Here is an 11,382-nt window from a genome sequence, read left to right as displayed (position 1 = left end):
GCGCCCCGCGGACCGCGCGCCGCGCCCGGTGAGGCTTGCCTCGCCTTGCTGGCGGACGTCCGGGCAGAGGCGCACGATGCCGGTATGACCTCGCTGCTCGGCGTCCTCACGCACGGCGCGTCCCCGGAGGAGGGCGCCGTCGCGGGCCGCGCCAACACCCTCCGCGCGGGCGTGCTCGGCGCGAACGACGGCATCGTCTCCGTCGCCGCGATCGTCGTCGGCGTCGCGGGCGCCTCCTCCGCGCACGGCGCGGTGCTCGTGGCCGGGCTCGCCGCCCTCATCGGCGGCGCGGTCTCGATGGCGCTCGGCGAGTACGTCTCGGTCTCCAGCCAGCGCGACGGCGAGCGGGCCGCCGGCGTCGACGGCGGCGCGAACCCCTGGGCCGCCGCCGTCGCCTCAGCGGCCTCGTTCCTGACCGGGGGCGTGCTGCCGCTCATCGCCGTGATGCTCGCCCAGGGCGCCGCCCGGGTCCCCGTGACCGTCGTCGTGGTGCTGGCGGCGCTCGCGCTCACGGGCGCCGCCGGGGCGCGGCTGGGCGGCGCGCCGGCCCTCCGACCGACCGTGCGCACGCTGGTCGGCGGCGGCCTGGCGCTCGCGGCGACCTGGTCCATCGGTCTGCTGCTCGGCACCACGGGCGTCGCCTGACCCGTCACATCGTCGGGACGGGTCAGGCGCGCTGCAGCCTGCCGCGCCCGCCTGGGAGGTCGGAGAGAACCGGCCGACCAGCGCTTCCCCAGTCCGGGGGACGGCGAGCCGTCCGCTCCGCGGCGGGCTCCTCGGCCGCTGACACGCCCGCGAAACACGCCGCGACTAGGGTGCGGGAATGGCAGCCGCACTGACGCTCGGCGCCGAGGAGGAGCTGCACCTCATCGACCTCGAGCGCTGGCAGCTCGCCGCCCGCGCACCGCAGGTCCTGGCGCGGCTGCCCAAGGGCAACTACTCGGCGGAGATCCAGCGCACGACGGTGGAGACCAACACCGAGGTCGTGTCCACCCTCGACGGGCTGCGGTCGGAGCTGCTCCGGCTCCGCAGCGGCCTCGTCGACGTCGCCGCGCGGGAGGGCCTCGGCGTCGCCGCCGTCGGCACGGCGCCGCGCAGCGAGTTCCGCGACTTCGAGCTGACCGCGACCGGGCGGTACGGGCGGATGCAGGAGCAGTACCGCCTCCTCGTCGACGAGCAGCTGATCTGCGGCACGCAGATCCACGTCGGCGTCGCCGACCGCGACCTCGCCGTCGAGATCACGCAGCGGATCGCGCCGCGCCTGCCGGTGCTGCTCGCCCTGTCGGCCAGCTCGCCCTACTGGAACGGGCTCGACACCGGGTACGCCTCGATCCGCACGATCATCTGGCAGCGCTGGCCGAGCGCCGGGGCGACCGGCCCGCTGCCCGATGCGGCCGCTTACGACGAGCTGCTGCAGGACCTGATCGCCTCCGGCGTCATCGCCGACGCGAAGATGGCGTACTTCGACGTGCGGCCGTCCGCCCACGCGCCCACGCTCGAGCTGCGCGTCTGCGACGCCTGCCCGCTCGTCGACGACGCCGTGCTCATCGCCGGCCTGTTCCGCGCGATGGTGCGGGACGCGGAGCGGGAGATCGAGCAGGGCGTGCCGCGCGGCGAGCTGCGCCCGCTCCCCCTCCACCGCGCCGCGATCTGGCAGGCGGCGCGAGGCGGCCTGACCGGGCGTCTCCTCGACGACTCCGCCCATCCCCGTCCCCTGCCGGCGCACGAGGTCGTCCGCGGCCTCGTCACCGACCTCCGCGACGTGCTCGAGGAGCTGGGCGACTGGGAGGAGGTCGGCGAGCTCGTCGAGACCGCGCTCGCCCGCGGCAACTCCGCCGACCGGCAGCGCGCCGCCTTCGTGCAGCACGGCGACCTCGCGGACGTCATGCGCAGCGTCGTCGAGGAGACCCAGGGCCCCGCGTCCGGCCCCGCCATCGCCACCCCGGCGCTCCGCCGCTACCGCACCCGCGCCGGCGACGAGGGCATCGACAGCAACGCGGTCCCGCGCCCGAACTACCGCCGGGTCGTCGAGCACATCCGCGGCCTCGGCGAGGCGGGGGTCGCCGACCGCGAGGCGGACCGCGACCGGTGGGCGACCGAGCACGGCTTCGTGTTCGGCGTCGCCGGCGCGCAGCGGCCGTTCGAGGTCGACCTCGTGCCGCGCATCGTCCAGCCCTACGAGTGGGCCGAGCTCGAGGCGGGCCTCACCCAGCGGGCGCGGGCGATCGAGGCGTTCCTCGACGACGTCTACGGCGAGCGCCGGATCCTCCGCGACGGCGTGCTGCCGGAGGAGGCGGTGCTCGGGGCGCCCGGCTGGCGCGACGACGCGCAGCGCCTCCCGGGCGAGGCGCTGCGGGCGCCGATCCAGGGCTTCGACCTCGTGCGGAACGAGTACGGCGGCTGGCGCGTGCTCGAGGACAACGTGCGCAACCCGAGCGGCGTCGCCTACGCGATCGCGGTGCGGCAGCTGATGGACCAGGTGCTCCCGGACCTGCCGCGGCCCGACCACCTCGCCGATCCCGCCACGGCGCTCGAGCACCTGCGGCGCACGGTGCTCGCGGGCGCCAAGCCGGGCACCCGCGGCGCGCTGCTGTCGACCGGCGAGGACGCCTCGGCGTGGTTCGAGCACCGGCGGCTCGCCGACGGCGCCGGGCTGCTGCTCGCGGTCGCCGAGGACCTCGAGGTCCGCCGGGGCACCGTGGTCCAGCGGTCGACCGGCGACCGGATCGGGAGCCTCTACCTCCGCATCGACGTGGAGCTGCCCGACCTCCTCGACTCCTCCGGACGGCCGATCGGCGCGGAGATCATGGACGTCACCGCCGCGGGCGGCGTCACCCTCGTCAACGCGCCCGGCAACGGCGTCGCGGACGACAAGGCGATGTACCGATCCGTGCCGGAGCTGATCGGCTACTACCTCGGCGAGCGCCCGCTGCTCGAGAGCGTGCCCACCTACCGGCTCGGCGACGAGACCGAGCGCCAGGCCGTGCTCGAGCGGGTGGGCGAGCTCGTCACCAAGCCCGTCGACGGGCACGGCGGCCGCGGCGTGCTGATCGGCCCCGCCGCCGACGCGGCCGAGGTCGCGAGGCGCCGCGTCGAGATCGCGGACGACCCGGCAGCCTGGGTGGCGCAGGAGGTCGTGCCGCTCTCCTCCGTCCCCTCGCTCGAGGACGGGCTGCTGCAGCCGCGGCACGTCGACCTCCGTGCGTTCGTCTACGCCACGGGGCACCGCCGCAAGGACTACCTGCTCGCGGACCTCGCGCTCACCCGGGTCGCGCCCGACGGCAGCCTCGTCGTCAACTCCTCGCGCGGCGGCGGGGCGAAGGACACCTGGATCGTGCTGCCCGAGCACCGGCGCTCGCGGGCACGAGAGCGGTAGGCGGCCGCGGTGTGCGGGCTCGCGGGCGAGGTCCGGTTCGACGGGAGACCGGCGGACGTCGACGCGGTCGCCCGCATGACGGCGTGCATGGTGCACCGGGGCCCCGACGGCGAGGGCGCCTGGGCGGAGGGCCCCGTCGCGTTCGGGCACCGGCGCCTCGCGATCATCGACCTGTCCGCCGCCGGCGCGCAGCCGATGCTCGACGACGAGACCGGCGCCGTCGTCGTGTTCAACGGGTGTGTCTACAACCACGTCGAGCTGCGCGAGGAGCTCCGCGGCCGCGGTCACCGGTTCCGGTCGACCTCCGACACGGAGGTGGTCGAGAAGGCCTGGGACGAGTGGGGCGAGGACTTCGTCGACCACCTGATCGGGATGTTCGCGATCGTGCTGCGGGACCGCAGGACGGGGCGCACGGTGCTCGCGCGGGACCGGCTCGGGATCAAGCCGCTCTACCTCGACGAGCGGCCCGGCGTGCTCCGCTTCGCCTCCACGCCCCAGGCGCTGCTCGACGGCGGCGGGGTCGACGCGACGATCGACCGCGACGCCCTCGCGATGTACATGAGCTTCCACTCGGTGGTGCCGGCGCCGGCCACGATCCTCGCGGGTGTGCGCAGGCTGCCGCCCGCGACCGTGCGCGTGATCGAGCCCGACGGCACCAGCCGGCAGCGCGTCTACTGGACGCCCGTGTTCGAGCGGGACGGCGAGCGCTCGGCGGAGGAGTGGCAGGAGGCGTTGCGGGGCGCCCTGCGCACCGCGGTGCGGCGGCGGATGGTCGCGGACGTGCCGGTCGGCGTCCTGCTGTCGGGCGGGCTCGACTCCTCCCTGGTCGTCGCGCTGCTCGCGGAGCTCGGGCAGACCGGGCTCGAGACGTTCAGCATCGGCTTCGAGGACGCGGGCGGCGAGCGCGGCGACGAGTTCGCCTACTCCGACCTCGTCGCCCGCGAGTTCGGCACCCGGCACTCCCGCATCCCGGTCCCGTCGAGCCGGCTGCCGGACGCGGTCGACGCGGCGGTCGCGGCGATGAGCGAGCCGATGGTGAGCCACGACGCCGTCGCCTTCCACCTGCTCTCGCAGGAGGTCGCGCGATCGATCAAGGTCGTCCAGTCCGGCCAGGGCGCGGACGAGGTGCTCGGCGGCTACGACTGGTACCCGCCGCTCGCCGGCGTGCCGCGGGCGGGCGCGGTCGACGTCTATGCCGCCGCGTTCGTGGACCGGCCGTGGTCGGCGATGCCGGAGTGGGTGGACCGCGAGTGGCTCGCGGGGACGGACCTCCCCCGGGCGTTCCTCGAGCGCTCCTTCGCCGCGCCCGGCGCCGAGACCGCGGTCGACGCCGCGCTCCGGATCGACACGACGGTGATGCTCGTCGACGACCCGGTGAAGCGCGTCGACAACATGACGATGGCGTGGGGGCTCGAGGCGCGGGTGCCGTACCTCGACCACGAGCTGGTCGAGCTGGCCGGGCGGATCCCGCCGGAGCTGAAGCTCGCCGACGGCGGGAAGGGCGTACTGAAGCGCGCCGCCCGGGGGCTCGTGCCCGACGCCGTCATCGACCGCACGAAGGGCTACTTCCCGGTCCCCGCGATCCGGCAGCTCGAGGGACCGGTGCTCGCCCGGGTCCGCGACGCCCTCCTCGACCCCGCCGCGCAGCGCCGCGGGCTGTTCCGCCGGGGCACGGTGGAGCGCCTGCTCGCCGACCCGAACACCGAGCGGACGACGCTCGGCAGCAACGCCCTCTGGCAGCTCGGCCTGCTCGAGCTGTGGCTGCAGACGAACCGCATCCCGTGAAGCCCGCTCTCGCGGATCCGGAGAACCGTCGCGGATCCGGAGGATTCGCGCGACACGCCGATGGTGCGGCCCCGCCCGACGGCGTGTCGCTCGGAAAGTCCGGATCCGCGAAGCGCTAGCGCCCGGCGGTGGCGCTCCGCAGCAGGGTCGCGGAAGCCGCAAGCACCTCGTCGATCACGTCCGCGAACGGCGTCGCGGCCGCGTCGTCGGCGGGTTCGTCCAGCCAGCGCTCGAGCGCGACGTGCAGCACCGAGACCACCAGGTCCCCGACGAGCGCGGCCGTGATCGGGTCCTCGCCCCGGTCCGCGAAGGCGGACCGCACGACCTCGGCGAGGGCTGCGCGCTTCTGCAGGTCCCGCTCCTGCAGCGCCGGGTCGGCGGCGATCAGCGCGCGGACGCGCCGCACCTCGGACCGGCTGCCCTCGAAGGTGGTCTCCGCCACGGTGCGCAGGCGGTCCCGGACGAGCGCGAGCACGTCGAGGCCCTCGGGCGCCTCCCGCATCAGCCGGGCCGCGTCGGCCGTGATCGCGTCGTCGGAGAAGAGCACCTCGCGCTTGTCGGCGAAGTGCCGGAAGAAGGTGCGGGTCGTGAGCCCGGCGCGCTCGGCGATCTGCGGCACGGTCGTCGGGGCGTAGCCCTGCTCCTCGAACAGGTCGACGGCGGCGCGGTGCAGGCGGCCGCGCGCGTCCGGAGCCCATCGCGTCACGGTCCCAGGCTACGTGACGACACGAAGTGCCATCGCCCCCTATTGTGATGACACGTCGTGTCATGAAGGAGGCGCCGGATGGGCGAGCAATGGACCGGGAGCGATCGAACCGGCGAGGTGGCCGGATGAGCGCCACGAGCGAGGTCTGGGTGCTGGGAGCGACGGGTCGTACGGGCCGCGACGTCGCACGAGCGCTGATCGACCGCGGGCTGCCCGTCGCGCTCGTCGGGCGGGACGCGACGCGCCTCGCCGCGACCGCCGAGGCACTGCCCGACGGGGCGCGCACCGTCGTCGCGGCCGACCCGACCGCGATGGCGGCGGCGGTCCGGGAGGCGGGCCCCTCGGTCGTGGTCAACACGGTCGGCCCCTTCCACCGCACGGCGGAACCGCTCTGGCGCGCCGCGCTCCCGTCGACCTCGTACGTCGACGTCGCGAACGACCTCCTCTCCGCGACCGCGCTGCTCTCGGCCCACGACGACGCCCTGCGCGCCGGGCGGACCCTCGTCACCGGCGCCGGCTTCGGCGTGCTCGCGACGGAGGCGCCCCTCGTCGCGCTGCTGGCCGGCCGGCCGGCTCCGGTCCGGGTCCGCGTCGACTCCGTCGCCTCGGTCGCGCTCGAGGCCGGCGCGCTCGGGGAGGCGCTCGCCGCGACCATCGTCGAGACCCTGCCGTTCGGCGGCCGCCGGATCACGGCCGGACGGCTCGTCCGGGCCGGGGTCGGATCACGGCCCGCAGCGGTGCCGCTCCCGGACGGCGGAACCGCCACGACCGGCGCCTGGCCGTCGGGCGACCTCGTCGCGGCCGGGCGCGCGAGCGGGGCACCGGAGGTGCTGGCGGCCTCCTCCGGCGTCCCGACCGGTCGGACCCTCCGCGCCCTCCTGCCCGTCGCGGCACCGCTGCTCCGCCTGCGGCCGCTCCAGCGGCTCGCGACCGCTCGGCTGGCCGCGGTGCGGTTCCCCGACCGCCCTCGCCCGCGCGCGCACTCCTGGGGCCGCGCCCTCGCGGAGTGGTCCGACGGCACCGTCCGCACCGCCTGGCTGCGCACGGGCGACGCCGGCGTCTTCACGGCTGCCGCGGCGGCGGCGGTCGCGGCGCGGATCGCGGAGGGGCGCGCCGCTCCCGGCGCGCACACGCCCGTCGCGGCGGTCGGCCTCGACGTGCTCGACGACCTCGACGCGGAGCTGCTCCTGCCCTGACTGGCGGCGTGCGGCGACGGCCCGGGAGACTGTGCGGGTGACCACGGACACCGCCGACCGCGTCGACGCCGCCGTGCGGCTCGGCACGGAGCTCGTCGACGCGTGGGGCAGCTGGTCGCCGACCATGACGCCCGACGCGCGCCGCGTCGCCTTCATCAGCGACCGGTCCGGCAGCCCGGAGGTCTGGGTGCAGGAGGTCGCGCTCGAGGGCGACGCGCCACCGGCCCGCCGCATCCCGGTCTCGGCCGACCCCGTCATCGACGTGTCGTGGTCCGCCGACAGCCGGTGGCTGGCCTGCACGGTCGCGACGGACGGCGGCGTCCGCACCCAGGTCTGGGTCGTCCGGCCGGACGGCACGGAGGCGCGGCGGATCGCGGGCGACCACGTGGAGCACGCCGAGCTGGGGCCGTGGACGCGCAGCGGGCACCGCGTCGTCGTCACCTATCCCTCCGCCGGCCCCGGCCGCCCGACGCGGTCGTTCCTGGCCGACCCGTGGACCGGCCGCCTCGACCCGCTCGCGGAGGGCGACCTCATCCACGTGCTCGACGTGTCGCTCGAGGAGCGGTTCCTGATCCTCATCGACGGCGAGCGGGGCGCGCGGTTCTGCAGTGTCGTCGACCGGCTCGAGGACCAGCACTTCCCGCTCCTGCCGCACGGCACCGGCTCGACCGACGTCGCCCTCGTGCGACCCGCGCCCGACGGCGAGTCCGGCCCGCTGTACGTCTACCTCGCCTCCGACGTGGGGCTGTCGCGCCGCCAGCTGATCGGGCTGCCGTTCGGCCCGAACGGGCACCGCGGCGAGCCGAGGACGCTCGCGTTCCGCGACGACGCGGAGCTGGAGGCGGTGGACGCGGACGACGCGGGATCGCTGCTGCTGCTCGTCTGGAACGCCGCCGGCCGCAGCGAGCTCGAGCTGTACCACACGGGCACGCACGAGCGGCAGCCGATCACGGGCCTCCCCGGCCTCGTCGCGACGACGCCCGTGCTGTCGCGCGACGGCGGGTCCGTCATCCTCGGCGTCGAGGGGCCGGAGCGGCCGCGCGAGCTCTGGCACCTCGACACGCACAGCCGGCGCTGGACCCGGGTGACCGCGGCGCCCGCGCCGACCGAGCGGCTCGTCGTGCCGAGCCTCGAGACCTTCCGGGGCGAGGACGGACTCGTCCTCACCGGCTGGCTCTACCGGGCGACCGACTCCGACCGCGCCGTCGTGCACCTCCACGGCGGCCCGGAGGCGCAGGAGCGGCCGACGTTCAGCCCCCAGCACCAGGCGCTCGCCGCCGCCGGGATCAGCGTCTTCGCCGTCAACGTCCGCGGCTCCTCCGGCTTCGGCCGGGAGTTCGTGCACGCCGACGACCTCGGCGGCCGCTTCGACGCGTTCGGCGACGTCCGCGCTGCAGCGCACCACCTCGTCGCGACGGGCGTCGCGGACCGCCGCCGCATCGGGGTGACCGGGCGCTCCTACGGCGGGTACCTCACGCTCGCCTCCCTCGCCTTCTCCCCCGGCGTCTTCGCCGCGGGCGTCGACGTGTGCGGCATGAGCGACCTCACGCGCTTCTACGAGGAGACTGAGCCGTGGATCGCCGCCGCCGCGGTGACGAAGTACGGCCACCCCGAGCGCGACCGCGCGCTGCTCGAGGCGATCTCGCCGCTCCGGCAGGCGGAGGCGATCGACGTGCCGCTGCTCGTCGTGCACGGCGAGCTCGACACGAACGTGCCCGTTGGCGAGGCGCGGCGGATCGTCGCGGCGCTGCACGCCCTCGACAGGCCGGTCGAGTACCTCGAGCTGCCCGGCGAGGGGCACGACTACCGCCGGGCCGGCTCGCGGAAGCGCCTCCTCACCGACCTCGTGGGGTTCCTCGCCGCGCACCTGTGACCGCCGTCGCGGTTAGCGTGGAGGGGATGGCGGACTCGGCGCGGATCGACGTGTGGCTCTGGGCCGTGCGGGTGTACCGCACGCGGTCGCTCGCGACCGCCGCCTGCAAGGCCGGTCACGTCGCGGTCAACGGCGCGAAGGTGAAGCCGTCGCACGTCGTGCGGGTCGGCGACGAGGTGCGGGCGACGCTCGCGCACGAGAAGATCCTCGGCGTCAAGGCGTTGCCGCTGAAGCGCGGCGGCGCGCCCGAGGCCGCCCTCGCCGTCGAGGACCGCACCCCGCCTCCCCCGCCGAAGGAGGAGACGCCCGCGGCCGTGCTGCGCGACCTCGCGAAGGGCCGCCCGACGAAGAAGGACCGCCGGGACATCACCCGCCTCCGCGGCTACTGACCGCGGACTCCGTTCTGAAGGAGTTCTCGCGCGAGCACCGCCGGATCTCCTTCAAAACGGATGTGATCAGCGGTGATCAGCGGGGCGGGCGGTCGCAGACGTCGAAGCGGTTCCCCTCCGGGTCCTCCATCAGCGTCCAGTCGACCTCGCGGTGGTGGTCGAGCGGGATCACGCGGGCGCCGAGGCCCTCGAGGCGGGCGACCTCCGCCGCCCGGTCGTCGGCATAGAGGTCCAGGTGGAACCGCGGCGGCAGGGCGTACTCCGACCGGTGGAGGTCGAGCGACAGGTGCACCCCGCCGCCCTCCCGCGGCCGCAGGGCCGCCCAGTCGTCCTCCGGCTCGGCCCTCGGCACGAGGTCGAGCGCCGCGGACCAGAACGCGACCATCCGGTCGAGGTCCTGGACGCGCAGCACCACGGCGCCGAGAGTCAGCCCCACGAGGTCAGTCCGGCTCGACCGGGTCGATCACCTCGTGGACCTCGGCCGTGTCGTCGGGGTCCTCGCCCTCGGCGCTCGACGGCTTGCCCTGGGCCTCGAGGACGATCTCGGGCTCGGGCGCAGCCGGGTCCTCGCCCTCGGCCTGCGTCGGGTGGTTCTGGTCGTACTCGTTGGGCGCGTCGGTCATGACCGTGTCCTCTCCAGCGGCGCGGGCGCCGCTACTTCCCGCCCGCCGCGACGCGGAAGTCGTGGGTCGGGTCCTCGAAGTCGTCGGTCGGGGTGAGGTCGGGCTTGCCGACGAAGTCGGCGACCCAGCCGGCGAAGATCCGGACCTTGCGGTCCATCGTGGGCATCGCGAACAGGTGGTAGCCGCGGTGCGCCAGCCACGCCGGCAGCTCCTTCAGCTGCACGCCGTAGATGTTCGCGGCGCCGTGGAAGAGGCCGTACTCCGCGACCGTGCCGAGGCTGTAGTGCACGTAGTTGCGCGGCCGGCGGCGGCGGACGACGCGGGCGATGTTGTCGGCGAGCACGACGGCCTGCCGCACGGCGTTCTGCGCGTTCGGCGGGTACCAGGCCGGCTGCGGCTTGGTCAGGTCGGGGATCTGCGCGTTGTCGCCCGCGGCCCAGACGCCGCGCACCCAGCCGCCGTCCTCGCGGATCACCTGGAGGCGCGGGCTCGTGTTCACGTGCCCGCGGGGGCCGCGCGGCAGGTCCGTGCCGTCCAGCACCGGGTTCGGCTTGACGCCGGCCGTCCACACGAGCATCCCGAATGGCACCTCGTCGCCGTCGCTGAACTTCGCGACGGCGTCCTCGCAGGACTTCATCGTCGTCTTCAACCGGATGTCGACGCCCCGGTTCCGCAGCTCGCCGAGCGTCCACTGCGACAGCTCCGGCCCGACCTCGGGCGCGACGCGGTCGAGCGCCTCGATGAGGATCCAGTGCGGCTTCTCGTCCTTCAGCGCGGGCTGCGCGGCGATCGCCTTCTCCGACAGCACCAGCAGCTCGCTCAGCGCCTCGACGCCGGTGTACCCGCCGCCGATGAAGACGAAGGTGAGCAGCTTGCGGCGCTCGGCCGGGTCGGACGTGGCGGCGGCCTTCGCGACGTTGAGGAGCACGGTGTTGCGGGTGTGCGCCGCCTCCTCGACCGTCTTGAAGCCGACGCCGTGCTCGGCGAGGCCCGGGGTCGGGAACGTGCGGGTCACGGCGCCGAGGCCCACGACCGCGTGGTCGTAGTCGTAGACGACCTCGCCGCCGCCGACCGGCGCGACCGTCACGGTCCTCGCCTTCGAGTCGAGGCCCGTGACGCTGCCGCGCACCACGTTCGTGTGCTTGAGCGCCTGGCGCAGGTCGACGGTCACGTCCCGCGGGTTCACGTGCCCGCCCGCCACCTCGGGCAGGAGGGGCTGGTACGTCATGTACGCCCGCGGCTCGATCAGCGTCACCTCGAGCGGCAGCTCGGAGTGCTTCTCGAGCGTCCACGCGACGTAGAGGCCGACGTACCCGCCGCCCAGGATCACGATCTTCTGCGGCGCGACCGGCATGCGCTTCCCCTCGTCGGCGGCCCTGCGCCCCCGTCGGTCCGACCGTCCCACCAGCGCCTGTGCGGTTCCTGGCGGAACGC

Annotated in this window: 10 protein-coding genes; 6 read left to right on the top strand and 4 right to left on the bottom strand. The window is 75.3% G+C overall.

From position 1 onward, the window contains the following. Positions 1–84 precede the first annotated feature (84 nt). The 3 genes from D1781_RS08620 (at position 85) to D1781_RS08610 (ending at position 5,161) form a co-directional block, all read left to right on the top strand. Positions 85–645 carry a VIT1/CCC1 transporter family protein gene (locus D1781_RS08620; protein ID WP_119481929.1) on the top strand — a complete coding sequence of 187 codons (561 nt, stop codon included), beginning with the start codon at positions 85–87 and terminating at the stop codon, positions 643–645. Between the two features lie 178 nt (positions 646–823). Beyond that, positions 824–3,376 (top strand): carboxylate--amine ligase/circularly permuted type 2 ATP-grasp protein, encoded by a 2,553-nt coding sequence (locus tag D1781_RS08615; protein ID WP_199706524.1) that lies wholly within the window; start codon positions 824–826, stop codon positions 3,374–3,376. Between the two features lie 9 nt (positions 3,377–3,385). Further along, complete coding sequence (locus tag D1781_RS08610) at positions 3,386–5,161, top strand: N-acetylglutaminylglutamine amidotransferase (RefSeq protein WP_119481928.1); 1,776 nt, start codon at positions 3,386–3,388, stop codon at positions 5,159–5,161. Between the two features lie 115 nt (positions 5,162–5,276). On the opposite strand, the gene D1781_RS08605 is transcribed toward D1781_RS08610, so the two are convergent. Next, on the bottom strand, positions 5,277–5,867 hold the full coding sequence (locus D1781_RS08605) for a TetR/AcrR family transcriptional regulator (RefSeq protein WP_119481927.1): 591 nt from the start codon (positions 5,865–5,867) through the stop codon (positions 5,277–5,279). A gap of 125 nt (positions 5,868–5,992) precedes the next feature. Between D1781_RS08605 and D1781_RS08600 the strand changes: the two genes are divergently transcribed. From D1781_RS08600 to D1781_RS08590, 3 genes are read left to right on the top strand one after another with little or no spacing between them, the layout of a single operon-like run. After that, positions 5,993–7,063, top strand: a complete 1,071-nt coding sequence (locus tag D1781_RS08600; protein ID WP_119481926.1) for a saccharopine dehydrogenase family protein — start codon at positions 5,993–5,995, stop codon at positions 7,061–7,063. Between the two features lie 37 nt (positions 7,064–7,100). Further along, positions 7,101–8,936, top strand: coding sequence for a S9 family peptidase (locus tag D1781_RS08595; protein ID WP_233551196.1), 1,836 nt, complete (start codon positions 7,101–7,103; stop codon positions 8,934–8,936). Between the two features lie 26 nt (positions 8,937–8,962). Further along, complete coding sequence (locus tag D1781_RS08590; RefSeq protein ID WP_119481925.1) at positions 8,963–9,325, top strand: RNA-binding S4 domain-containing protein; 363 nt, start codon at positions 8,963–8,965, stop codon at positions 9,323–9,325. 76 nt (positions 9,326–9,401) lie between these two features. Here D1781_RS08590 and D1781_RS08585 read toward each other — a convergent pair whose 3' ends face one another. The 3 genes from D1781_RS08585 to D1781_RS08575 are packed head-to-tail and all read right to left on the bottom strand — an operon-like array spanning position 9,402 to position 11,302. Beyond that, complete coding sequence (locus D1781_RS08585) at positions 9,402–9,761, bottom strand: VOC family protein (protein WP_233551194.1); 360 nt, start codon at positions 9,759–9,761, stop codon at positions 9,402–9,404. A gap of 4 nt (positions 9,762–9,765) precedes the next feature. Continuing rightward, positions 9,766–9,948 carry a hypothetical protein gene (locus D1781_RS08580; RefSeq protein ID WP_119481924.1) on the bottom strand — a complete coding sequence of 61 codons (183 nt, stop codon included), beginning with the start codon at positions 9,946–9,948 and terminating at the stop codon, positions 9,766–9,768. 31 nt (positions 9,949–9,979) lie between these two features. Beyond that, a complete protein-coding gene (locus D1781_RS08575) occupies positions 9,980–11,302 on the bottom strand; it encodes an NAD(P)/FAD-dependent oxidoreductase (RefSeq protein ID WP_119481923.1) in 1,323 nt (440 codons plus the stop codon). Between the last annotated feature and the right edge of the window lie 80 nt (positions 11,303–11,382).

The organism is Amnibacterium setariae (assembly GCF_003581425.1).
GTDB classification, from domain to species: domain Bacteria; phylum Actinomycetota; class Actinomycetes; order Actinomycetales; family Microbacteriaceae; genus Amnibacterium; species Amnibacterium setariae.
This window is presented reverse-complemented; position numbering and strand designations above follow the sequence as displayed.

Coding starts and splice junctions, on each gene's coding strand:
- D1781_RS08620 (WP_119481929.1), top strand. CDS start 85: ATGACCTCGCTGCTCGGCGTCCTCACGCACGGCGCGTCCCCGGAGGAG.
- D1781_RS08615 (WP_199706524.1), top strand. CDS start 824: ATGGCAGCCGCACTGACGCTCGGCGCCGAGGAGGAGCTGCACCTCATC.
- D1781_RS08600 (WP_119481926.1), top strand. CDS start 5,993: ATGAGCGCCACGAGCGAGGTCTGGGTGCTGGGAGCGACGGGTCGTACG.
- D1781_RS08590 (WP_119481925.1), top strand. CDS start 8,963: ATGGCGGACTCGGCGCGGATCGACGTGTGGCTCTGGGCCGTGCGGGTG.
- D1781_RS08580 (WP_119481924.1), bottom strand. CDS start 9,948: ATGACCGACGCGCCCAACGAGTACGACCAGAACCACCCGACGCAGGCC.
- D1781_RS08575 (WP_119481923.1), bottom strand. CDS start 11,302: ATGCCGGTCGCGCCGCAGAAGATCGTGATCCTGGGCGGCGGGTACGTC.